A 21859-nucleotide genomic window follows, 5' to 3' on the forward strand; every position below is an offset into this window, starting at 1 on the left:
TATGGATAAAATTATTAATAAAAACCTTATAAAACTAGACATAGATGCAGATACTAAAGAATATTGTATGAAAGAGCTCATCTCACTTATGGAATCGGAAGGTCGCTTAAACGATGCCTCCTGTTATACAGAAGAAGTATTAAATAGAGAAAATCTTTGTACAACAGGTATTGGTTTCGGCATTGCCATCCCTCATGGAAAATGTGATGCTGTTAAAGTACCTACAGTAGCCTTTGGCAGATTAAATGGTGGCATTGAGTGGCAATCATTAGACGGCGAACCTGTTAATATGGTATTTTTATTAGCTGTTCCTAAAGATTCTGAGTCTAATGAACACTTAAAGATACTAGCTGCTCTATCTAGAAAACTTATGAATGAAGATTTTCGTAATGATTTATTAAACATTAAAGAAGAAGATCAATTACTTACTCTATTAGAGACCATATTTTAATATATGCTATTTAGGTTTTCCTAAATAGTTTATATAAGCAAAAGTGTAATGCGTTACAAAAGATGTATTACACCGTATAAGAATAAAAGGAGGAATTATAATGTTAGAATTATTAAAAGATACGCGAAAACATTTAGTTACTGGTGTATCTTACATGTTGCCATTTGTCGTTGCCGGTGGTGTACTATTAGCTCTTTCCGTTATGTTGTCAGGAACTCCATCAGCTCCTGAAAGCGGTATCTTAAAAGATATTTGGGATATCGGTGTAGGAGGTATGTCGCTGTTTGTTCCAATAATGGGTGGATTTATTGCATTTTCTATGGTAGATAGACCTGGTATCGCTCCTGGTGCAATAGGCGCATACCTTGCCAATTCTATTGGAGCAGGTTTCCTTGGTGGTATGCTTGCAGGTATCTTAGCAGGTATTGTAGTATACTATTTAAAAAGAATTAAAGTTCCGCCAATTATGCGCTCTATTATGCCAATTTTCATCATTCCTTTAGTGGGAACTTTTGTTGTAGGTGGATTAATTGTATGGGTTTTAGGAATTCCTATTGCAGCACTAATGACTGCTTTAACAACATGGTTAAGTGGAATGTCTGGTACAAGTAAGATTGTTCTTGGAATCATCTTAGGTTCTATGATTGCCTTTGATATGGGTGGTCCACTAAATAAAGTTGCCTTTGGTTTTGCCGTTGGTTTAGTTGCCACAAATCCACAAGTTATGGCCGCTGTTGGTGTAGCTATATGTACTCCTCCACTTGGTTTAGCTTTGGCTACATTTATCGCACCAAAGAAATTTACTACAGAAGAAAAAGAAAGTGGAAAAGCAGCCATTATAATGGGCTTAATTGGTATTACAGAAGGTGCTATACCTTTTGCTGCAGCAGATCCACTAAGAGTAATCCCTTCTATTATGGTTGGTGGCGCTGCTGGCTCTGTAACATCCCTATTATTAAATGCGGCAAATCATGCTCCATGGGGTGGTTGGATTGTTTTACCTGTAGTTGAAAATATTTTTGGGTATATTATTGCAACTATTGTAGGTGTTGTCGTTACTGCTTTAATGGTGAGCGCGCTTAAAAAACCAGCGAGTGAATTACCTATCGATACGCAAGAAGACTTAGGCGATGAATTAGATATTGACTTTGAATAATATAGGGAGGTTTTAAAATGAAAATTATAGCTGTTACATCTTGTCCATCAGGTGTAGCTCATACGTATATGGCTGCGGAAGCAATTGAAAAAGCAGCAAAAGCTGCAGATATCGAAGTTAAAGTAGAAACACAAGGATCAATCGGTATCGAAAATGAATTGACTGCTAGTGATGTAGCTGAAGCAGATGCTGTTATTCTCACAAAAGATATGGACATTAAAAATACAGATCGATTCAAGAACAAGACTATTGTTAAAGTTTCTATAGGGGATGCTATTAAAAAAGCACCTGCTATTATGCAAAAAATCAAAGAACATGTAGAAAAGAAAAACTCATAATTAGTGGCCTACGGCGCATTAGTTCTAAGTTCCACGTTGCAAGTTCTATGTAAAACTTTGTAATTTAGCACCATATAAAATACAATAAAAGAGAGGCAGGTTTTTTCGCCTCTCTTTTATTGTATTTAAAGATGTACTTTTAAAAAAGTACATTTACCTATAATCTCTATTTTACTTTCACCAGCAGGGATAAGGAAACAATCTGTAGATTTAAAATCAAGCTTTTCGCCCTCTGCGTAAATACTACCTTCACCTTCTGTAACAACAATTGATATAAATGAATCCTTCTTACCATAAAGTTCAATATGATCTTGAATAGAATACCTTTCAACAGAGAAATACTCACATTCTATTAATTTTTGATAATCTAAACTTTTTTCAGCTGTTGTAGGTTCATCTTTATTGATTTGATCTATTTCAAACTTTTTACAATCTATTACATCTAAAGCTTTATCAATGTGCAATGGTCTCTTTTCTCCATTTTTATCGATCCTATTGTAATCAAAGAGCCTATAAGTAACATTGGAACTTTGTTGTATTTCACAAATTAATAATCCTTTTCCAATAGCGTGAACTGTACCCGTTTTAATAAATATATTTTGTCCTTTAAAGACTGGAACTTTATTTAATACTTCTAAAAGGGTACCGTCACTTATTCTTTGCCTTATTTCATCTTTACTAATATCTTTGCTAAAGCCACAGTACAAATAGGAGTCAGACTCACAATCCACAACATACCATATTTCATTCTTACCATAATCTTTTTCATATTTTAATGCGTATTCATCATCTGGATGAACCTGCACCGATAAGTCATCTGCTGTATCAATGAACTTAATGAGTATAGGTAAATCCGTATAGCGTTCAGATTTGGAGCCTAAAATCTCATGTCCCATAATAGAAATATATTCATTAAATTTTACTCCTTTATATTTACCAGATGCAATAATACTAGGACCATCTTTATGTGCAGATAGCTCCCATGTTTCAGATATAATTTTATTATTAGATTTCTTATCGTACTTTTCCTTAAGCTTTGTACCACCCCATATGTGTTCTTTTACAGATGGTTCTAACTTTATAATGCTTTTCTTTGACTTCTTCATATTGTTTAAATATTCTCCTATCATTGATTTCTATACATTATATCTTTAGCAAATTTGCATCTTTTATAAACACTCAGACTACTATTTTATTTTTGTAATACAGAATCAGTTTTAGCTTCCCGTACTTCACTTCCACTTACACAGTAATCTCATTTGCAATCTTTGCAAACTCCTTCAAACTCAAGGTCTCTCCTCTTCTTTTGCCATCAATATCACACTTTTCTAATACTTCTATTACCTTTTGTCTGTCCATATTTAAGCCATTTGAAAGGCAATTTAACAGGGTTTTTCTCCTCATTGAGAAAGAAGCTTTAACTACTTTAAAAAAGACCTCTTTTTGAGCTTCAACTGGAGGTTCATCTAAAATCTTTAAGTTGATTACTGCAGATTCCACTTTAGGTTGAGGCATAAATACGGTCTTTGGCACAATTGTTACGATTTGAGGCTTAGAATAGAATTGTACTGCTACAGATAAAGCACCATAATCTTTCTTTCCAGGAGGAGCAATCATTCTCTCTGCCACTTCCCTTTGTACCATTACTGTAATGCTTTCAATAGGTAGGTCTCTTTCTAAAAGATTCATGATGATCTCAGAGGTAATATAATAGGGCAAATTCGCAATAACCTTAAAAGGCTTGTCTGAAACCTTCTTTAATTCTTCTTTTAAATTAATTCTTAATACGTCTTCATTGAGAATAGTTTTGTTTGAATAATCACGTAAAGTATCATTTAATATAGGGATCAATTTTTGATCGATTTCTACTGCTAAAACGTGTGCTGACCTTTCACACAGATACTGAGTCATAGTTCCTATTCCAGGCCCAATTTCTAATATATAATCTTCTTCTTGAATATCTGCTCCTTCTAAAATCTTCTCTATAATATTTCCATCCGTTAGAAAATTTTGTCCATAGCGCTTACTAAAATGAAAGTCATATTTTTTTTGTATGTCGTGAATCATCCTTGGGGACGTCAGTCTCTCCATTATATCACTCCTATTTGTATTGGTTAATAACTTCTAGCAACTGTTCTATAGTAATACCGTAATTATTCAGTCGATTAACAAATTGTTTACTATTACAGTATCCAATGCCTAATTTTTCTCCAACGAATCTTCTTTTATCCTTACTACCTTCTCCATTTAGGCCAAATTCAAACATATCCTGCAATGTAAAAGTGGTCTCATTGTCTACTAAAGTCTGCACTTTAGATAAGGCTTCAAAAATAGACTCTGGAGTGGCATTCTCAATACCAATATTATCTCCTTTTTTTCCTAGATGCCTTGGTAAATACGCATGTTTGCAATTAGGAACCCTTTTATCTATATATCTTCTAATTTTATCTCCAGCATAGTCTGGATCTGTAAACACAATGACTCCTCTTGTTTTTGCTGCATTTTCAATTACCTTTAAAATGTCTTCCGTAAGCCCAAACCCATGGGTACATACTACATCTGCCTCTACTGCTCTTTTGACGGCAGAGATATCATCCTTACCTTCTACTACAACCAATTCCTGTATCATGTTCTCTTTCCTTTCAGTGCTACTACTTTAGCGGTAGCTTGCAGCCAATAGCTTTTTCTTTGCTCATACACTAGAAAATCCTAGAAGAATAAATGTTCTATTAATATTTTCGTACCTATTGCTACCAATATAACACCTCCGAAGACTTCAGCTCCTTGCTGAAATTGGCATCCTAATTTTTCGCCAAACTTAGCCCCTAAAAAAGATAGCATAAAGGTAATAAGGCCAATAGCTACAGCTGCTAGAAAGATATTTGTATCTAGTACAGCAAAACTAATCCCAGCTGCTAAAGCATCAATGCTAGTAGCAATTGCTAATGTTACTAGATGTTTTGTAGTTAAATCCCCAACATCCTCACACGTATTATCCCTAGATTCTCTTATCATCTTAATCCCTATAAATCCCAATAAAATAAAAGCAATCCAATGATCATAGCTTCGAATATACTCAGAAAACCTCGATGCAAGAATCCAACCTAATACAGGCATTAATGCTTGGAAAATGCCAAAATAAGCGCCAATTTTTGCTTGAGTAAAAGTATCTCTTGCTCTTTTGGAAACACCGCAGGACACTGCCACTGCAAATGCATCCATAGATAAGGCTAAGGCAGTTGTCAATATTAATGATGTCATCTATATTTCTCCTTTAAATTAGTATCATGAAATAATTTTTATTAAGTCACTTAAATCTGTAATGATATAGTCTGGACGATGGGCTCTTAGGGTCTCAAGATAGTTATACCCCCAAGTTACTACAGCACATTTAACATCAGCATCATTACACGCATGGATATCTCTAATTTCGTCGCCTACATAGAGAATCTCCTCTTTAGACAGCTTATATTTTTTGCATAGAGAATTGATTTTTCTCTTTTTACCTGTGAATGTAGAGGATTCTATAAAATCAAATAGCTCTAAATCGTGATTGGAAAGAAACATCTGTACATTTTTTGTGCTATTCGCTGTTAATATCCCCATTAAATCTACTTTTTGTTTAATTTCTAATAAAATATCTTTCATATTATCTTGAAATGGTTCTACAGTCTCGATACTTCCCTTTAACAAGTGTTGACCTTCTTTTAACAGTCTTGGCAGATGAATGTAAGATACGCCAATAGACTTTACAAACTCCCAAAAACTTAAGCTTTTAGCCCCTTGAACGTCGTCTTTTGACATTCTCTTATATCTATATTTTTCTGCTAATTGATTGTATATATCAAAAACATGATGTTCCGTATCGGCTATGGTACCATCAAAATCAAATATTACACACTTATACGTCATAGCTTCTCCTTTAAATTTGTCCAAATAGGTATACTCTATCTATTGTAACTCAAATACATGCTGAAAAAAAGAAAAACAATGACTATATATTCTCGAAATATTTGATTATTAAATAAACTCACTTTAATATTTCGTTAAGAAATTATTATAATATTAATTGTATGAGGTTGATAATTTTAGTCTAAATATCTTTTTATATATTAGAGGAAAAAAAAGTAAAAATAAGAAGAAAATAAAGAACAATTTTTTTTACCTTTTATACAAACATATGTTCTATCATGTGATATAATTTTTACATAAAGAAACTAACTAGAGGGGAACACAATGCATAATTTAGCAGTAAAATTTTTAAACGAAGATAAAGAAAATATAAAAATATATTCTAAAGCAATAAACTCTCAAGAACAGTATCACATCGATATATTGGTTGATAGATTTTATAATTATATGTTTAAACTATATTTTATTAGCTATATTGAAAAATCTCTAAAATTAAAATCATTAGAATTCAAAAGAAAAATAAACAAATTAAAAGAAAGAGAAATATATGTTTTAAATATCCTAGATGATGGATTTGAAGAAGAAAGAATTAACACTATAGCAGATAAATCAATAAACATAATTGATGAAATATGTAGTGAAGCAGACATAAAAAATATGTCATCCAATACAAAGTTAAATGAAGCGATTCAAAATATTACAAGCAAACAAAGAACGATATTATTCATGCGCTATATCCAGGATAAAGAAGAAAAACAAATCGCTAAAGAATTAAATTTATCTAAGCAAGCTGTAAATAAAGTTAAGCTTGCTGGATTAAAAAATATAAGAGATTATCTAGGGGGTGACATATATGGAAGAGTTATTTAGCGACTATCTAGGTAATATAGCCTTTCCAATTTTGGTAACTGCTTTTTTGCTTACCAGAATAGAAAAAAAGTTAGATGTATTAAATACGACTATTATAGATCTTATGGAGCTCGTCATTAAGCATAGTAATAATTTTAAAGGGGGTATTTAATATGAGTACTTCTGACCTAAGAAAATTATGCGAATTAGCAAAAGAAGGTGATGAACAAGCTATTAGACAAATAATAGCTAAGTTTGAGCCCCTAATATATAAGAATAGCTATATTAACGGGGAGATTGATCCTGATTGCATCCAAGAATTAATGATTAAATTATATAACTGTGTTAAAAAATTTGAATTTAAAACAAAGGAAGAAATCGAAAAATATCTAGATATAGATTGAAATTATTACAAGGTGGGAGAATATTGAAATATTAACAAATCTTATAGTATAATGAAAAAGGGCTATTCTCAACGTTTAGCCCTTTTTTTCTGCCCCTTTATGTTTTGGTAATATAGCTATCAACACGTATTGAGATGTCTTATATGATTTTATGCTGCTTTCCACTCGTAAAAATAAAACAAGAGTATACGAAGCAAAGTATTGTAAAGAGAAAAAAAGAAAAAGTTTATATGCATGGTTGATAATTTCAATACTTAAGTCTTTTTATATAGTGTAAGGTAAATAAGTTGGCCAACAGAGAGGAGCCTTGCAACTATATAATAAAAGGAGATTCTAGATATGGATTATAGAAGAGCAATATACTATACAAGCCCTGTTATTACAGGAGATGATGTAACTTATGTACAAGAAAGATTAAAGGGATTAGGCTTTTACAAAGGTGCAATAGATGGATCATTTGGACCATCTTGCAAACAAGCAGTTATAAGCTTTCAGAAAACAAATTTATTGGAACCAGATGGATCAGTCGGTCCTATAACATGGAACTTCTTATTTAGTAGTAATGCGATTAATGTTTTGACTTATACTAGAGCATTATATTATACTTCGCCAGTAATAACAGGTAATGATGTAAGTTATGTACAAAGACGTTTAAAATTATTGGGATTTTATACAGAAGAAGTGGATGGTTCATTCGGTCCTGCATGCAAACAGGCGGTAATGGATTTTCAAAATGCAAATGGATTGGCAGTAGATGGCTCCGTTGGTCCAGCTACTTGGAATAAATTATTCGGAATAGATTCTTCAGGTGGAATAGGAAATCTCGGAAGCATTAAAAAAGTATTTATAGATCCAGGTCATGGTGGAATTGATCCAGGAGCTTTAGGAAATGGATTGAGGGAAAAAGATATAACATTATCCATGGCACTAAAACTAGGTAATTTGCTACAATCAAAAGGTATGAGTGTACAGTATTCAAGAACAACAGATAAATACGTAAGTTTACAAAATAGAGCAAGTCAAGCAAATGCTTGGGGAGCGGATTTGTTTGTATCTATACATTGCAATGCTTTTACATCTTCAAGTGCACATGGTACAGAGTGTTTTACATATCCAAGTGCAAGTGCATCTACAAAAGCTTTATCAAGAAATGTTTCAAATGATATGGCCAAAAGCTTAAGCTTAACCAATAGAGGGCACAAAGAAGCTAATTTTGCTGTACTTAGGTTAACCAAGATGCCTGCAATACTAACAGAAACAGCTTTTATAACTAATTCAAGCGATGCAAGTAAATTAAGTTCCAGACAAAATGAATTTGTATCTTCACTAGCCTCTCAAATTTTAGGTGCAAATATAGATTTACCAGATGAAACAAAAGGAGTTCTTTACTATGCTAGACAAAATGGTTTGTTTAAAGGACTTGGAATTAATATAGAGACATTTAATACAAAAAGCCCTGTTCAATTAATTTCTATTAAACCATTAGTCACTCTGCAAGTAGAATTGTCAGCGACATCAAAATTTCCTATTCCAACTAGGTATGAAGTTTTAGATTTATCATTATCACCAGGTCAAATAGAAACTAGTCTTTTGGGTAAACTGGGATCAGCAGGGGTTATCTTTGGGTCTGAAATGAATTTACAAATGCCTATAAATCAATTGAAGGCAACTCAGAATATAGATAAGTATATGAAATATAGCGTACAACCTGGAAATGGGTACTTAGAGGTGACATTTGAAGTGGCTGCACCAACAAATGACCGTACAACATATCAAAGATTTATATACAAAATTCATAGAGATCAACTCGATTTTTCTGGTTCAACTGTGCAAATTCCTGTGCAAAGCACAAACAGAGAAGGTATAAATTTAGAAGAATTCGATATAATTCCAGTAGCATTGACAGCTGTTGCAGTCATTGCTGTAATAGGTTTTATAGTTTCGACAGGTGGTTTGGGAGCTGCAGCTCCTGCAATTCTAATACCACTATTTATAAAATGGTAAGTAATTAAGATTGATTAAAAATTGGGATAAATGAATTCATTTATCCCAATTTTACTATAAAAATATTTTTTTCGACCTCATTTTCAAATGCCGAATAAGGGATCACTAAAAAATCTTTATATCCCGTGAAAAATATGTAAAGATTGTATTCATTTTCAACAATTTTACAGATATTTTTTAAATCAAAAATACCCTTTTCTTCAGTAGTATTATTGAAAACTTCTATTTGATTCTCCTTGATTGTTACAAATTTATTGTCAAGAATATAGGGTTTTTGTTTTATTATTTTATCTAAGGAATTGCTTAGGGCTGTTCCTAAACTGTTATCAGTTATTAAATATCCAACCAAACTACAAAATAAATAAAACCATACCTCTTTAGATGTAATTGCAAAATTTTCAGATATAACATAATTATATAGCAACAAAATACAAATAATTAAGAATACAAAATACCTAAGATAATATATATAAAAAATTTTAGAAAATCTATACAATTTATTCTTAACTAAGTATTTATTTACTTCAATACTATCTTCTTTTGTATTACGATAATTTATAACCATAAACATTACCTTTCTAATTTTTATTAAATTAATCTAAATAATATCATTTATTTAAATATAATATTATCATATATTTGAAAATAATGGTATTATATATTTAAAGATATGAAGGAGGTTACATGATTAAATGTTAAATATGGATAATCTTCGCAATATAGCTCTTATAATTTCAACAATATTTTGCATATATTCCTTTAGAGTAGCGTACTTAGTTGGATTTAAACAAAGGTTTGATTTGCTTTATTCCATAGATCAAGTAAAGACGTTACATATGGATTCCCGTAAAAGATTAATGCTCTCAATAGGTATTGCAAGTATATATATCATTACAGGTATTGGATTTGTAATAACTTGTTATAATATTTCTTAACAAAATAAAGAGTGTATAAGTTTATCAGCCTATTAACTTATACACTTTTTTTATTTTGCATTCTCTTAGTTTTTAAGATAAAGACAAAAATAAAAAATTGACAGCTATGGAATAATAAACTATAATATACTTTATCACAATACAGTAATAAAGTAAGGAAGTGGAGAAATCTATGAATAAATATGCAATTGATGGTTTTAATGATATTCACTACAATGAATTAAAAGTCTATGATTTTATAAAAGACATTATAGAAAATACTATGGAATCTTACGGATACAGGCAAGTCCTTACCCCTTCCTTTGAATCTTACGATATGTACAATATTGATGGGGCTTTTCCTCGAGATAAGATGTTTAAGCTCATTGGGAACGATGGAAAAGTATTGGTTTTAAGGCCAGATGCTACGATTCCTATTGCCCGTATGGCAGCTAGCAGGTATCGAAATAGTCAAGAAGTATTGAAATTTGGATACATCACTAATATTTTTCGAGATTCTTCCTCTACGACGGATTTTAGAAAAGAATTTATGCAAGCTGGTATAGAATATATGGGAAATTCTTTGCCAGACTGCGATGGAGAAATTATTGCCTTATCGATTAACATCCTTAAGGAATTAGGTATTAAAAAAATCCACATAGACATGGGAAATGTAACTTTCCTAAATGGGCTTTTTGATGAAATTCAAATTGAAGTAATAGAAAGAGTAAAAATACTAAGCTATATTGAAAACAAAAATATTGGGGAATTAAAAGCCTATTTAGATTCCATTGAGGTATCAAAAGAAATCAGCCAAATTTTATGTCATGTTCCTATGCTCTTTGGAAAGTTTAAAGATACTGTAAATCAAGCAAAAAAATTATGCATTAACCAAAAGATGACTGCTGCTTTAAATACTATGGAAGAAACGTATGAAATCATAAATTCCTATGGTTATGAAGATTATATATTTATTGACTTAGGTTTTACCAATCAATTTAATTATTACTCTGGTTTAATCTTTAAGGGCTACATTAATGGCATCGGAGAAGCTATTCTTTCTGGAGGAAGATACGATACACTATCCTCTACTTTTGGTGTGAATCGCCCAGCTAGTGGTTTTGGTATTAATATAAGCCTGCTTATGGATACTTTAATAAATAGATCTGATGAAAAAGACGATTTTAATATACTCTTCTTATACGATGATAATAAAAGAAGAGAATCTTTAAATCTAGCAAGAAAGCTCAGAAGTCAGGGAATTATCGTAGATTATATTCATAGTTCTCTTGAAGAGGGTATAAAAAAGGAGAATTATAAGTATATTTTAAAATGTATAGATAATTCTTTTGAGCTTTCTACTAAAACAGATAAGCAATTATTACGTGAAGAAGAGATTTTAACTAAATTGAAGGAGGCCAAATTATGTATTTAAATATTGCCTTAGCAAAAGGCCGAGTAGCTAAAACAGCTATGGATAATCTTATATCATGTGGCTTCCAGTTTAAGGATTACTCTCTAGAAAGCAGAAAACTTATTTTTTCTGATGATGAAAAAAAGGTCAAAATTACTTTAGTCAAATCCCCTGATGTACCTGTATATGTTGAAAAAGGCGCTGCAGATATTGGTATTGTAGGTAAGGATATTTTATTAGAAGAAAATTACAATGTATACGAACTCTTAAAGTTAAAAGTAGGCAAATGCAAGATGTGCATTGCTGGCTTTAAAGATAAAGTACCAGATTATTCAAAAAAGGTTATAGTAGGAACAAAATACCCTGTTATTACAAAAAACCACTTTGATCAAATAGGTGTATTAACGGATATTGTAAAATTAAATGGCTCTGTAGAATTAGCTCCTATTATAGGTTTATCTGATATTATTGTAGATATTGTAGAAAGTGGAGGCACTCTAAAAGAAAATGGATTAGTAGTGCATGAATCTATACTAGATATTAGCGCTCGGTTGATTGCCAATACGGTGAGTCTAAAGACAAAATTTGACCAAATCCAAAAGGTCATTGACTCTTTAGATCCTATAATAGAAAGAGGGCCTGTAAATGAATAAGTATTTTCTAAAGAAACAGGATCTTATTCAATCTAATATTGATAAGATTTTAAATAGAGTAGAAGATGAAAACAATAAAGTAGAAATTGCTGTAAAAGATATTATAGAAAGAGTTAAAAAGGATGGCGATGCTGCTCTAATCTCCTATACAAAAGAGTTTGACAAAGTAGAATTATCTCAACTTAAAGTAACAGACGAAGAGATTGAAGAAGCCTTTAAGCAAACGGAGCCAGGTTTTATTAGGGTTTTAGAAGAGGCAAAAGGAAATATCATCGAGTTTCACAAGTGCCAAGTTCAAGAGACATGGAAAAAAGAGTTTTCTAGTGGTGTTGTCCTAGGGCAAAAGGTTACACCTATTCCAAGAGTAGGCTTATACGTACCTGGTGGCAAGGGAGGGTACCCTTCAACAGTTCTTATGGATGCTATACCAGCAATGGTTGCAGGTGTAGATTCTATAGCTCTCATTACTCCACCAAATTCAGAAGGTAAAGTCAACTCTGATATCTTAGCAGCAGCTCGTGTTGCAGGTATTACTGAAATATACAAGGTAGGTGGAGCTCAGGGCATTGCAGCTCTTGCCTATGGCACAGAAACCATTCCAGCAGTAAATAAAATCGTAGGTCCAGGAAATATATTCGTAGCTACAGCAAAAAAACTGGTCTTTGGTAAAGTAGATATTGATATGATCGCTGGGCCAAGTGAGATATGCATTATAGCCAATTCCTCTAATAATCCTGTGTTTATTGCAGCAGATATGCTCTCTCAAGCAGAACACGATGAAATGGCAAGTTCCTTCTTAATTACTACAGATGAATCTCTTGCAGATAAAGTATCTCTTGAAGTAGAAAGGCAATTAGAGCTTCTTCCACGTAAGGAGATTATCAAAAAATCCATACAAAACAATGGAAAAATATTTGTAGTAGAGACTTTAGAGGACGCCATTGAACTATCTAATATAATTGCTCCTGAACACTTAGAGATTATGGTAGAGGAACCTTTTCATTACTTAGATTTCATTAAAAATGCAGGTGCTATTTTTCTTGGAGAGTATACTCCAGAACCTGTTGGAGATTATTTTGCAGGGCCAAATCACACCCTCCCTACTTCTGGAACATCAAAATTTTCTTCTCCATTAGGAGTATATGACTTCGTAAAAAAATCTAGTATTATCTTTTATGAAAAGAAAAGCTTAGAAAATATTAAGGATCAAGTCATCCAATTTGCACAAAGAGAAGGCTTTGATGCTCATGGAAATACAATTAAAGTTCGATTTGAAGAAAACTAAGGAGATTTATTTATGAGAAAAAGCACGATTAAACGAAAAACAGGAGAAACAGATATATCCTTTTCTATAATCCTCGATGGAAGTGGAAAATGCAACTGTACAACTGGGATCGGGTTCTTTGATCACATGATGAACCTATTTGCAAGACACGGCTCCTTCGATATTGATTTGTCCTGTAATGGAGACTTAGAAGTGGACAATCACCATTCTATTGAAGATATAGGAATTGCTATGGGCAACGCTTTAAAAGAAGCTCTAGGAGATAAAGGTGGCATTAAAAGATATGGTACATTCTATTGTCCAATGGATGAAGCCTTGTCACGAGTGTCTTTAGACTTAAGTGGAAGAGGGTACCTGGTTTATCAAGTAGAACTTAGTCGAGATTATTGTGGGGATTTTGAGACGGATTCTCTAAAAGAATTTTTATACGCCTTTGCTATAAATGGTGGTTTAAACTTGCACATAAGCAATCTATATGGGGAAAATACACATCACATTATTGAGTCTATTTTTAAAGCTTTAGGGAGAGCTTTAAAAGAAGCTTGTGAAATTGTTGATGCAAGTGGTTTGGTCCCTTCTACCAAAGGCTCACTATAAGGAGGATAAAATGATAGCAGTTGTTGACTATGGAGTAGGAAATCTAAAAAATGTATATACTGCCTTAAAAAAATTAGACTTAGATGTGATGGTCACTTCGGATCTTTATAAAATAGACGATGCTGACGCCATTGTCTTACCTGGCGTTGGAGCCTTTAAAGATGCTATGGATAATCTAATTCAATACGATCTTGTGGCTTCTTTAGAGAAAAACGTAAAAATTGGAAAACCTTTAATAGGTATTTGCCTTGGGATGCAATTATTATTTGAAAAAAGCTACGAAGACGGCTCTTGGGATGGTTTAAGCTTTTTAGAAGGAGAGATTGTTCGCTTTTCAAATGATGTAAAAGTACCTCACATGGGTTGGAATAACTTATGTAGGAACAAGGAACATAAGCTGACCTCTAATATTGAAGAAGGTGAATATGTGTACTTTGTCCATTCTTATTACTTGCAGACAAAGCGATTTGTAGACGACGTGCTTCTTTACTCTGATTACGGGGTAAAAGTCCCTGCAGTAGTGGCAAAAGACAATGTATATGGCATGCAATTTCATCCTGAAAAGAGCAGCACTACCGGCATAAAGTTACTAGAAAATTTTAAGGAGCTGATAAAATGATTGTACTTCCAGCTATCGATATAAAAGGCGGAAAGTGTGTTCGCCTAAAACAAGGAATTTTTGATCAAGAAACCTCTTACTATGATGACCCAGTATTTGTGGCAAAAATGTGGGAGGAGAAGGGTGCAAAATACCTACACATTGTAGATTTAGATGGAGCCTTTAGCGGAGACCAAATAAATGTAAAGATTATTGAGCAGATCGCAAAATCTGTAAATATTCCCATTGAAGTAGGCGGAGGGATTCGCACAAAAGAGGCTATCGCAAAATATATAGACATAGGTGCAAGTAGAGTTATCTTAGGCACTAAGGCTGTAGAAGATATGAATTTCGTTAAAGAGGTCTGTGACTTGTACCCTGGTAAAATTGCCGTGTCTGTTGATGCAAAAGGAGACTATGTGGCAGTCAAAGGTTGGGTGGAGACCAGTGAAGTTCAAGCGCTGCCATTTTGTGAAGAGTTAGTAGAAGCTGGAGTGTCTACTATTGTATACACAGATATTTCAAGAGATGGTATGTTAAGCGGACCAAATTTAGAAATGCTTAAAAAGTTAAACGAGACAATAGATGCAGACTTTATCGCTTCTGGTGGAGTCGCTAATATTCAGAATATAAAAGATCTTATAAACTTAGATTTGTATGGAGCCATTACGGGAAAAGCTTTGTATGAGGGGGCGCTTACTATGGAGGAAATAAATGCAGTTCTAGGTTCTACGTTGTAAGTTCTAAGTAAAAGCTATGAGGTGACTAGATAATTGCTGATGGGTTGATCAGTTGGTTCGTTGGACGGTTGGACGGGAAAAAGCTTTAAAGCGGAAAGCGGAACTTTTCGTATTTAGTTTTTTGCTTTATAGATTTTATGTGGCGTGTAGTTTGTATAGTGAGATCCTTCGCTTCGCTCCAGGATGACTCCTGACGGAGCTTAAGCTTTTTCTCACCGAAGGTGAGTTGGCTTTTGCTGACCACCTGACCACCCGACCAGCTGACCACCTCATAACTGATAACGCATAATTAAATACAACACTTCACTACTTTATAAATAAGGAGGTACCAACTATGCTAACCAAAAGAATCATTCCCTGTTTAGATGTAGATCACGGTAGAGTCGTCAAGGGAAAGAAGTTTAAGGACATTCAAGATGTAGCGGATCCTGTTGAGTTAGGCAAATATTATTCAGACCAATGTGCAGATGAGCTGGTCTTTTATGATATTACAGCCTCTAATGAAGATAGAGATATTTTTATAAATATTGTAGAAAAGGTAGCAGAAAACATCAATATCCCCTTTACAATAGGTGGTGGCATACGAAAGGTAGAGGACTTTAGGAAAGTGCTCTTAGCAGGAGCAGATAAGGTGTCTGTAAACTCTGCAGCAGTAAAAAACCCTAATCTTATTAAAGAAGCAGCTTTAAAATTTGGAAGTCAATGCGTAGTCCTCTCCATTGACGCTAAAAGAAATGATAAAGGCTCTTGGGATGTATATGTAAAAGGCGGTCGAGAAAACACGGGTATTGATGCTATTGAGTGGGCAAAACGTGGAGAAAACTTAGGTGCAGGAGAAATTTGCATTAACTCTATTGATGTAGACGGAGTAAAGCAGGGTTATGATCTTGAATTAAATCAAAAATTATCTCAACTCCTAAATATCCCTATTATCGCCTCTGGTGGAGCAGGAAATATGTCTCACTTTCAAGAGGTACTAGAGTGCGGTGCAGACGCTGCACTAGCTGCCTCTGTCTTTCACTATAAAGAAATACCTATACCAGATTTAAAAGAGTACTTACACAGTAAAAATATACCCGTTAGGAGATGTAATAAATAGTGGATCTATCCAATATAAAATACGATGAAAAGGGATTAATTCCTGCAATCATACAAGATGTAAACACAAATGAAGTACTAATGATGGCATACATGAACGAAGAATCTTTGAAGAAGACCATGGAAACGAATAAAACGTGGTTTTACAGTAGAAGCAGACAAAACCTTTGGAACAAGGGGGAAACCTCAGGAAACTTTCAAGATGTAAAGAGTATTTCCTATGACTGCGATGGCGATACACTCTTAGTTAAAGTAATACCTGAAGGACCAAGTTGTCATACAGGCAATAATTCATGCTTTTTTAATAGCATTGTAGAAGAAGAGAACATAGCAAACCCTGAAATATTAAAACAGTTATACAAAACTATAGAAGATCGAAGGGCAAATCCCGTAGAGGGATCTTATACAAACTACTTATTTGAAAAAGGTATAGATAAAATCCTTAAAAAAGTAGGGGAAGAAAATGCAGAAACCATAATTGCCGCTAAAAACAATTCTAAAGAAGAGTTAATCTACGAATCTTCAGATTTAATTTATCATCTATTAGTTCTCTTAGTAAATCAAGGAGTATCTTTAGAGGATATCTTTGGAGAATTGGAAAAGAGACATAAATAGGAAGTAGGCGATCAATCACCAACCTCGTACTAGATCTATAATCTAAAATTTCTTTTTATAAACTCAAAATGAGAAATCAGTCCATGAGCCTAGTGACGACAGCAGCTTATGGACTTTTGGTTTTGCAAACATACACCATAGTATAGTATTACCTATTTATCGATGATTATTTTCTCTCTCTGATGATAAAATTAATGCGAATATTAAACTATTTATACCAAAAATAGCAATAAGTAGCCCCCAATAAAAGAGAGCATCGTTAATCGGAAGATTAAATGACCTTACTAGTATCCGGTGTGCAAGTAAAGAAATCACTAATAAAAAACAATTTAATAATGTTGTTCCTAAAGCCTTCATATCAATTCCTCCATCTTAAAGTGATATTGTTCTATCTGATTGGTTTGCAATCTCTCTGTCATGCGTTGCACAGATGATGGTTTTTCCTTCTGCCTTTAATTCTTTAAATAGAGATAAAATAATATTTTTATTATAATTATCCAAATTTCCTGTAGGCTCATCTGCAAATATGGTAGTACATGGCTTTAATAATATCCGTGCAATAGCTAATCTCTGTTGTTCTCCGCCGCTTAATTGATACACTTTCTTATTTAAATATTCTTTACTTAATTGTACCTTTTCTAAATAATCTACCAGAGCTGCTGGATCTTTAGAGGAGGTGTATTTGGTAGAAAGCAGGAGATTTTCCTTTACCGTCTTGTTATTCATTAAAACATAATTTTGGAATACATATCCAAAATGGCATCTTCTTAGCTCTAATAAATCCTTTCCTTTTGGATTCGTCCAGTCTAAGAATCTCACGGTTCCAGAATTAGGCTTATCGATCATACTCATTATATGTAGTAAAGTAGATTTTCCACTTCCGCTTTTTCCAACAATTGTGACAAATTCATTTGTCTCTATTTTTACAGAAAAATCATTTAAAACAATCTGGCCCTCAAAGGCTTTTGATACATTGGCTAATTCGATCATAGAGAGTCTCCTTTTAAAATTGCGCTCTTATATTTCTCTTGAAGCATTTTTTCCATGAAAAAAGTAATAAAAATGTCAAACAACAGTAATACGACAATGGCATATACCGATATTATAGACAAAAATGCCATATATACTGCGATACCGGCAATCATATTTGTTATCAATACGGTTAAGTACATTTTTTTATTGCGATACCAATGAGAATAACCGAATAAAAGGCGAAGATACATGGTTTTTGCATTCGGAATATAGTAACACCACGCAAAAACAATAATACAACAGATGGATATAATCAACATTAAAATCAGCGCCGTAATTTGCTGAACAATTTTTTGTTTTAATGCTGAAATTTCTTTCCCTTTCTCTTGATACACAGAAATGACACTGGGGATATACTGTAATGCATCCGTGCCCACCAAGATCTCTTTCAGGGAGGTATAGGCTTCCCCCTTATGCGTATCCACAAAATATAAGCTGGACGTTACATAAGCAGCAATGAAAGATGTATCTACTGTAGGATGATAGATGATGGCAATAGGATCCACCACCATATTGTTGTTGTCCAGGTCTCCAAGATCAGTATAAAAAGGAAAGTATTCCTGATTGTTTTTTACATATATAATATGTACATGTAAATCATCGATTGATGTTGTGTCAAGGGCTTGTCCTGCCTCTTTATTGTACATATTGGCTATTTCTACACGTTGAAAATAGAATAATTCTCGGAAGTTTTCTTGGATTTTCTCTTCATATTGCTGGAGTTTTTCCGGCACCAATAGAATCAAGGTATCCCGGTCGTACTTGATTTCCTCTTTGGCATTGTTCCCATTGACGCTAATAATGGGATTAAAATCTAAATAGTTTTGATTTATTGTTATATTGCGCCCTCCAGTAGATATGGATGCACTGAGATTATCATTTGTATTGAGTTCATATAGATATTTGGGATGATTCACATCTGTACTCATATTGGAAAAGTTTTGTGCTTCGATGAGAATAGCGGATTTCTCTTCATTTAGTGCATTATAAAAATCAGATAGGCAATTATTCCGTGCGCGCTCCTTAACTAAATCGTTCGATGTATCCGAATACTTTGCCGTAACCTGATATATATCCTTCGTTACTTCCCAGTATTCAGTCGTTTTTAGCTGTTTATTTAAATTGAGTAAAGTATGAATGGAAAATACATTAATCATCAAAAAAACAAAGGTCACTACAAACTTGATGATTACAGAGGCCATTGCATAGTTTTTAAAGGGAAGCTTTTCTTTTAAATCTACACTGCTCAGACCGGATTGACAGATCATCTTTAGTGTCATGAGAGATATGGCCGCCCCTACAATAAGACTAATAAGAACTGCCAAGATAAATAAAGCCAAATAGACTATGACAAAATGGATTTGTTGATAATAAATTATAAAGATAGCCAACACAGACACTAGAACACCTATAATACAAGCAATGGGCTTGAAAAAAGGGGTTAAGAGTCTCAAAAAGATCTCCTTAGACGAATACCCCCACAATTGCTCTAAGTATATGGATTTATTCTCACTAAATACATAAAACAAAACCGTAATTATATAGATTATAAAAGTAAAGAAAACTAGCAATAGCAAGCTTACATTTACAAAATATGCTAAATTTACTTGAACGGGTGCAATTTGAACATCACCGAGAGGGTATAAAATCTTTTCCAATGCTCTAGCCAGCTCCAGATCAGAAGAGGCCATATAAAAGTCACCCCTCAGCCCCACGTTATTAATCTGATCAATCGAATAAAACTTATAATCAAGCTGTGTGGGTGGAGAAGAAATGTATCCAGACTGCGGATTCTCCGTAGTTTGCTTATTGGAAATAAACTCCCCTCCTTTGGGATACATTCCATGAATTAACCGTATTCCGGAATCTGCCGGTAAATACGTCGAATATATATGTATTGTCTCTTCATCAAGGAAGGTATACTGAGAAATATTTACATTATGGTCTATTGAAAATTGTTTTAATGCATTTATAATATCATCTAGTGATGTTTCCTGATGATATACAATATGAATCTCTTGATGATTGCCTGCTACTATATCGTACGAATATTTTTGAAATGCAAAATCGAACTCAAATATTAAAATAGACAAGAGAAATAATATAAAAGAAAATAGAAAAATCGTTTTTTTCATATAGACACCTCAAATAAACAGGCTTGCTGAACACAAGCCTGTCCTACATATTACTTTGTATTCCAATTTGCCTTATTTCCCCATAAGGTTTGTGCAGCTTTAGCTTTTGCCCATCCATCAGTTTTCAATTTCCATCCTGAATCCACTGTACGAATTGAATTACTTGCACTAGACTTATGTGTTTTTTCGACGTGATTATAATTAGAATAAACCCATTCAATCCCTATAAAGCCATGTTCCCATTTTCCTCCACCTACATATTCTGTTGTAAGAGGTGTGATAGAATTATCATTACCAATAAAACGATCGTTTATGATCTCAGTGTATGTATTCGTATCGTAGTCAAACGTTCCTTGATTAATGCCATCACTTCCTCCTTCAATACTAGACGCCAATGTAGTTGATACAGGAAGCACAAATAGTGCTACTGCAAACAATACTGAAGCTAATGTTTTCTTCAATATAAGCATCACCTTTCAAATTTTATATTTTTATAATTAAAGAGTCTATAAAACTCCAAAATTAACATTGTTTAATGTTAGCAAAGACGGAATTAGAAGATAGTACTATTAAAAAGGCTAACAATAACAAATATAACTTTTTCACTCAATCATTCTTTTCCATATTTTTAAAATCTTACCATATTAAAACTGTAACAATTTGTCGAATATTAGGAAAAATGTCAATAAAACTCGATTTTAAGGTAGGGATTTCCGATTTAGAATATAATTAATTTTAATTATGTATTATATTATTTTTGTTATTCATCATTTGCTTTTAAAGCCCGGAAACAATATAATCCGATACATAATAAGGGCGAACACAGCTCGCCCCTACGCTACCTTACTACGTTATCACCTTAACACCTTTCCAACTTATAATCGCCCATAATATATCCTCAACACTTCATCTGTGTACCCTCCATCATCTCCATAAATAATGAGGGGCTCTTCATTGGTCAGCTGTGGCTTTCCGTTTTTTACTCCCTCTACTAAAACTAAATTAGCATTTTTCCCCTTTTTAGGATAGATAAGCCGCATACTTTTAGGTTCAATAGAATGTAGCCTCATATAGTAAAAAATATCTACAATTCGATCTGCCCTATGAATAAGGATGCACTTTCCTTTATCTTTCATAATTTTACTAGCCGATTTCATAAACTCCTGCATAGACCAGGTAATTTCATGTCTGGCAATGGCTAGGGCTTCATTTGAACTGTGAATGCTCTTCCTCATATAGGGTGGGTTGGAGATGACTGCATCGTATTTCTTTTTTATAATTTCTTCTGGCAAGAATCTCATATCACCGTGAAATACATTAATTTTATGATCTAATTTATTTAATTTTATATTTCTTCTTGCTAAATCAGCATAATAATCCTGAATCTCTAGAGCATCTATAGACTCTCCCACATTATTTGCAGCTAAGAGAATAGGTATTATTCCAGTCCCAGTACCAATATCTATAATATGGCTTTTACTATATACTTTACAAGCTACATACCAACTAAGAAGTACAGCATCTGTACCATATCTAAAATGATCTATATTCTGTATTATTTGATAACCCTGAGTATTGCATTCGAAACAGACCACAAGTGCATATATTTAGACCACCTAGTGCATTAAAACAGACCACTCAGTGCATTGCAGTAGACCAGAGCT

At 33.3% G+C, this 21859-nt stretch carries 27 protein-coding genes; 16 read left to right on the top strand and 11 right to left on the bottom strand.

Features of this window, described 5'->3' with window-relative positions; all coding sequences use genetic code 11:
• The first annotated feature begins 1 nt into the window (after position 1).
• The 3 genes from DES36_RS12875 to DES36_RS12885 all read left to right on the top strand — a co-directional run bounded on the left by DES36_RS12875 (position 2) and on the right by DES36_RS12885 (position 1945).
• Positions 2-451: a PTS sugar transporter subunit IIA gene (locus DES36_RS12875; protein ID WP_113921618.1), complete on the top strand. Its 450-nt coding sequence runs from the start codon at positions 2-4 to the stop codon at positions 449-451.
• Positions 452-551: 100 nt separating this feature from the next.
• Positions 552-1607 carry a PTS fructose transporter subunit EIIC gene (locus tag DES36_RS12880; protein WP_113921619.1) on the top strand — a complete coding sequence of 352 codons (1056 nt, stop codon included), beginning with the start codon at positions 552-554 and terminating at the stop codon, positions 1605-1607.
• Positions 1608-1624: 17 nt separating this feature from the next.
• On the top strand, positions 1625-1945 hold the full coding sequence (locus tag DES36_RS12885; RefSeq protein ID WP_113921620.1) for a PTS fructose-like transporter subunit IIB: 321 nt from the start codon (positions 1625-1627) through the stop codon (positions 1943-1945).
• Between the two features lie 125 nt (positions 1946-2070).
• Here DES36_RS12885 and DES36_RS12890 read toward each other — a convergent pair whose 3' ends face one another.
• The 5 genes from DES36_RS12890 to DES36_RS12910 all read right to left on the bottom strand — a co-directional run bounded on the left by DES36_RS12890 (position 2071) and on the right by DES36_RS12910 (position 5857).
• A complete protein-coding gene (locus DES36_RS12890; protein ID WP_170128308.1) occupies positions 2071-3051 on the bottom strand; it encodes a type I phosphomannose isomerase catalytic subunit in 981 nt (326 codons plus the stop codon).
• Between the two features lie 136 nt (positions 3052-3187).
• The gene (gene rsmA, locus DES36_RS12895) at positions 3188-4036 is read right to left on the bottom strand and encodes a 16S rRNA (adenine(1518)-N(6)/adenine(1519)-N(6))-dimethyltransferase RsmA (RefSeq protein WP_113921622.1); all 849 of its coding nucleotides are present in this window, start codon (positions 4034-4036) and stop codon (positions 3188-3190) included.
• A gap of 10 nt (positions 4037-4046) precedes the next feature.
• A complete protein-coding gene (rnmV, locus tag DES36_RS12900) occupies positions 4047-4574 on the bottom strand; it encodes a ribonuclease M5 (protein WP_113921623.1) in 528 nt (175 codons plus the stop codon).
• Positions 4575-4654: 80 nt separating this feature from the next.
• Positions 4655-5206 carry a manganese efflux pump MntP gene (locus DES36_RS12905; RefSeq protein WP_113921624.1) on the bottom strand — a complete coding sequence of 184 codons (552 nt, stop codon included), beginning with the start codon at positions 5204-5206 and terminating at the stop codon, positions 4655-4657.
• A gap of 24 nt (positions 5207-5230) precedes the next feature.
• On the bottom strand, positions 5231-5857 hold the full coding sequence (locus DES36_RS12910; protein ID WP_113921625.1) for an HAD-IA family hydrolase: 627 nt from the start codon (positions 5855-5857) through the stop codon (positions 5231-5233).
• A 324-nt stretch (positions 5858-6181) separates the two neighbouring features.
• On the opposite strand from DES36_RS12910, the gene DES36_RS12915 reads away from it, so the two are divergent.
• The 4 genes from DES36_RS12915 to DES36_RS12930 all read left to right on the top strand — a co-directional run bounded on the left by DES36_RS12915 (position 6182) and on the right by DES36_RS12930 (position 9114).
• Positions 6182-6727 carry an RNA polymerase sigma factor gene (locus DES36_RS12915; protein WP_113921626.1) on the top strand — a complete coding sequence of 182 codons (546 nt, stop codon included), beginning with the start codon at positions 6182-6184 and terminating at the stop codon, positions 6725-6727.
• Positions 6711-6878, top strand: coding sequence for a YvrJ family protein (locus tag DES36_RS12920; protein WP_113921627.1), 168 nt, complete (start codon positions 6711-6713; stop codon positions 6876-6878). Before DES36_RS12915 ends, DES36_RS12920 begins: the two co-directional genes overlap by 17 nt.
• 1 nt (position 6879) lies before the next feature.
• Complete coding sequence (locus DES36_RS12925; RefSeq protein ID WP_113921628.1) at positions 6880-7110, top strand: helix-turn-helix domain-containing protein; 231 nt, start codon at positions 6880-6882, stop codon at positions 7108-7110.
• A 339-nt stretch (positions 7111-7449) separates the two neighbouring features.
• Positions 7450-9114 (top strand): N-acetylmuramoyl-L-alanine amidase, encoded by a 1665-nt coding sequence (locus DES36_RS12930; RefSeq protein ID WP_113921629.1) that lies wholly within the window; start codon positions 7450-7452, stop codon positions 9112-9114.
• A 40-nt stretch (positions 9115-9154) separates the two neighbouring features.
• On the opposite strand, the gene DES36_RS14935 is transcribed toward DES36_RS12930, so the two are convergent.
• Complete coding sequence (locus DES36_RS14935; protein WP_148581899.1) at positions 9155-9463, bottom strand: hypothetical protein; 309 nt, start codon at positions 9461-9463, stop codon at positions 9155-9157.
• A gap of 343 nt (positions 9464-9806) precedes the next feature.
• Between DES36_RS14935 and DES36_RS12940 the strand changes: the two genes are divergently transcribed.
• From DES36_RS12940 to hisIE, 9 genes are all read left to right on the top strand, one after another.
• Entirely contained in the window at positions 9807-10049 is a 243-nt protein-coding gene (locus DES36_RS12940) for a hypothetical protein (protein WP_113921631.1), read from the top strand.
• Between the two features lie 172 nt (positions 10050-10221).
• Complete coding sequence (gene hisZ, locus DES36_RS12945; RefSeq protein ID WP_113921632.1) at positions 10222-11463, top strand: ATP phosphoribosyltransferase regulatory subunit; 1242 nt, start codon at positions 10222-10224, stop codon at positions 11461-11463.
• Positions 11454-12095, top strand: coding sequence for an ATP phosphoribosyltransferase (gene hisG / locus DES36_RS12950; RefSeq protein ID WP_113921633.1), 642 nt, complete (start codon positions 11454-11456; stop codon positions 12093-12095). The genes hisZ and hisG overlap by 10 nt, the downstream gene beginning before the upstream one ends.
• The gene (gene hisD, locus DES36_RS12955; RefSeq protein WP_113921634.1) at positions 12088-13380 is read left to right on the top strand and encodes a histidinol dehydrogenase; all 1293 of its coding nucleotides are present in this window, start codon (positions 12088-12090) and stop codon (positions 13378-13380) included. Before hisG ends, hisD begins: the two co-directional genes overlap by 8 nt.
• 12 nt (positions 13381-13392) lie before the next feature.
• A complete protein-coding gene (gene hisB, locus DES36_RS12960) occupies positions 13393-13977 on the top strand; it encodes an imidazoleglycerol-phosphate dehydratase HisB (protein WP_113921635.1) in 585 nt (194 codons plus the stop codon).
• Between the two features lie 10 nt (positions 13978-13987).
• The gene (gene hisH / locus DES36_RS12965; protein WP_113921636.1) at positions 13988-14596 is read left to right on the top strand and encodes an imidazole glycerol phosphate synthase subunit HisH; all 609 of its coding nucleotides are present in this window, start codon (positions 13988-13990) and stop codon (positions 14594-14596) included.
• The gene (gene hisA, locus DES36_RS12970; protein WP_113921637.1) at positions 14593-15315 is read left to right on the top strand and encodes a 1-(5-phosphoribosyl)-5-[(5-phosphoribosylamino)methylideneamino]imidazole-4-carboxamide isomerase; all 723 of its coding nucleotides are present in this window, start codon (positions 14593-14595) and stop codon (positions 15313-15315) included. The genes hisH and hisA overlap by 4 nt, the downstream gene beginning before the upstream one ends.
• Before the next feature lie 334 nt (positions 15316-15649).
• Positions 15650-16414: an imidazole glycerol phosphate synthase subunit HisF gene (gene hisF / locus DES36_RS12975; RefSeq protein ID WP_113921638.1), complete on the top strand. Its 765-nt coding sequence runs from the start codon at positions 15650-15652 to the stop codon at positions 16412-16414.
• Positions 16414-17028 carry a bifunctional phosphoribosyl-AMP cyclohydrolase/phosphoribosyl-ATP diphosphatase HisIE gene (gene hisIE / locus DES36_RS12980; protein WP_423230764.1) on the top strand — a complete coding sequence of 205 codons (615 nt, stop codon included), beginning with the start codon at positions 16414-16416 and terminating at the stop codon, positions 17026-17028. Before hisF ends, hisIE begins: the two co-directional genes overlap by 1 nt.
• A gap of 156 nt (positions 17029-17184) precedes the next feature.
• Here the strand turns inward: hisIE and DES36_RS12985 are convergent, their stop codons facing one another.
• The 5 genes from DES36_RS12985 to DES36_RS13005 all read right to left on the bottom strand — a co-directional run bounded on the left by DES36_RS12985 (position 17185) and on the right by DES36_RS13005 (position 21790).
• The gene (locus tag DES36_RS12985) at positions 17185-17385 is read right to left on the bottom strand and encodes a bacteriocin-like WGxF protein (RefSeq protein ID WP_113921640.1); all 201 of its coding nucleotides are present in this window, start codon (positions 17383-17385) and stop codon (positions 17185-17187) included.
• Between the two features lie 15 nt (positions 17386-17400).
• Positions 17401-18018, bottom strand: a complete 618-nt coding sequence (locus DES36_RS12990; protein ID WP_113921641.1) for an ABC transporter ATP-binding protein — start codon at positions 18016-18018, stop codon at positions 17401-17403.
• Complete coding sequence (locus tag DES36_RS12995; protein WP_113921642.1) at positions 18015-20195, bottom strand: DUF1430 domain-containing protein; 2181 nt, start codon at positions 20193-20195, stop codon at positions 18015-18017. The genes DES36_RS12990 and DES36_RS12995 overlap by 4 nt, the downstream gene beginning before the upstream one ends.
• Positions 20196-20245: 50 nt before the next feature.
• Positions 20246-20656 carry a lactococcin 972 family bacteriocin gene (locus tag DES36_RS13000; protein ID WP_170128309.1) on the bottom strand — a complete coding sequence of 137 codons (411 nt, stop codon included), beginning with the start codon at positions 20654-20656 and terminating at the stop codon, positions 20246-20248.
• Positions 20657-21070: 414 nt separating this feature from the next.
• Positions 21071-21790 carry a tRNA1(Val) (adenine(37)-N6)-methyltransferase gene (locus DES36_RS13005; protein ID WP_170128310.1) on the bottom strand — a complete coding sequence of 240 codons (720 nt, stop codon included), beginning with the start codon at positions 21788-21790 and terminating at the stop codon, positions 21071-21073.
• Positions 21791-21859 lie beyond the last annotated feature (69 nt).

Source organism: Alkalibaculum bacchi (assembly GCF_003317055.1).
Taxonomy (GTDB): domain Bacteria; phylum Bacillota; class Clostridia; order Eubacteriales; family Alkalibacteraceae; genus Alkalibaculum; species Alkalibaculum bacchi.

Bases quoted from the DNA above. Each gene is read 5' to 3' on its own strand.
- DES36_RS12885 (WP_113921620.1), top strand. From the start codon at position 1,625: ATGAAAATTATAGCTGTTACATCTTGTCCATCAGGTGTAGCTCATACG.
- DES36_RS12920 (WP_113921627.1), top strand. From the start codon at position 6,711: ATGGAAGAGTTATTTAGCGACTATCTAGGTAATATAGCCTTTCCAATT.
- DES36_RS12990 (WP_113921641.1), bottom strand. From the start codon at position 18,018: ATGATCGAATTAGCCAATGTATCAAAAGCCTTTGAGGGCCAGATTGTT.
- DES36_RS12905 (WP_113921624.1), bottom strand. From the start codon at position 5,206: ATGACATCATTAATATTGACAACTGCCTTAGCCTTATCTATGGATGCA.
- DES36_RS12940 (WP_113921631.1), top strand. From the start codon at position 9,807: ATGTTAAATATGGATAATCTTCGCAATATAGCTCTTATAATTTCAACA.
- DES36_RS12995 (WP_113921642.1), bottom strand. From the start codon at position 20,195: ATGAAAAAAACGATTTTTCTATTTTCTTTTATATTATTTCTCTTGTCT.
- DES36_RS12985 (WP_113921640.1), bottom strand. From the start codon at position 17,385: ATGAAGGCTTTAGGAACAACATTATTAAATTGTTTTTTATTAGTGATT.
- hisB (WP_113921635.1), top strand. From the start codon at position 13,393: ATGAGAAAAAGCACGATTAAACGAAAAACAGGAGAAACAGATATATCC.
- hisZ (WP_113921632.1), top strand. From the start codon at position 10,222: ATGAATAAATATGCAATTGATGGTTTTAATGATATTCACTACAATGAA.
- hisH (WP_113921636.1), top strand. From the start codon at position 13,988: ATGATAGCAGTTGTTGACTATGGAGTAGGAAATCTAAAAAATGTATAT.
- rnmV (WP_113921623.1), bottom strand. From the start codon at position 4,574: ATGATACAGGAATTGGTTGTAGTAGAAGGTAAGGATGATATCTCTGCC.
- DES36_RS12915 (WP_113921626.1), top strand. From the start codon at position 6,182: ATGCATAATTTAGCAGTAAAATTTTTAAACGAAGATAAAGAAAATATA.
- hisD (WP_113921634.1), top strand. From the start codon at position 12,088: ATGAATAAGTATTTTCTAAAGAAACAGGATCTTATTCAATCTAATATT.
- hisF (WP_113921638.1), top strand. From the start codon at position 15,650: ATGCTAACCAAAAGAATCATTCCCTGTTTAGATGTAGATCACGGTAGA.
- DES36_RS12925 (WP_113921628.1), top strand. From the start codon at position 6,880: ATGAGTACTTCTGACCTAAGAAAATTATGCGAATTAGCAAAAGAAGGT.
- DES36_RS12880 (WP_113921619.1), top strand. From the start codon at position 552: ATGTTAGAATTATTAAAAGATACGCGAAAACATTTAGTTACTGGTGTA.
- rsmA (WP_113921622.1), bottom strand. From the start codon at position 4,036: ATGGAGAGACTGACGTCCCCAAGGATGATTCACGACATACAAAAAAAA.
- hisA (WP_113921637.1), top strand. From the start codon at position 14,593: ATGATTGTACTTCCAGCTATCGATATAAAAGGCGGAAAGTGTGTTCGC.
- DES36_RS12910 (WP_113921625.1), bottom strand. From the start codon at position 5,857: ATGACGTATAAGTGTGTAATATTTGATTTTGATGGTACCATAGCCGAT.
- hisG (WP_113921633.1), top strand. From the start codon at position 11,454: ATGTATTTAAATATTGCCTTAGCAAAAGGCCGAGTAGCTAAAACAGCT.
- DES36_RS12890 (WP_170128308.1), bottom strand. From the start codon at position 3,051: ATGAAGAAGTCAAAGAAAAGCATTATAAAGTTAGAACCATCTGTAAAA.
- DES36_RS12875 (WP_113921618.1), top strand. From the start codon at position 2: ATGGATAAAATTATTAATAAAAACCTTATAAAACTAGACATAGATGCA.
- DES36_RS12930 (WP_113921629.1), top strand. From the start codon at position 7,450: ATGGATTATAGAAGAGCAATATACTATACAAGCCCTGTTATTACAGGA.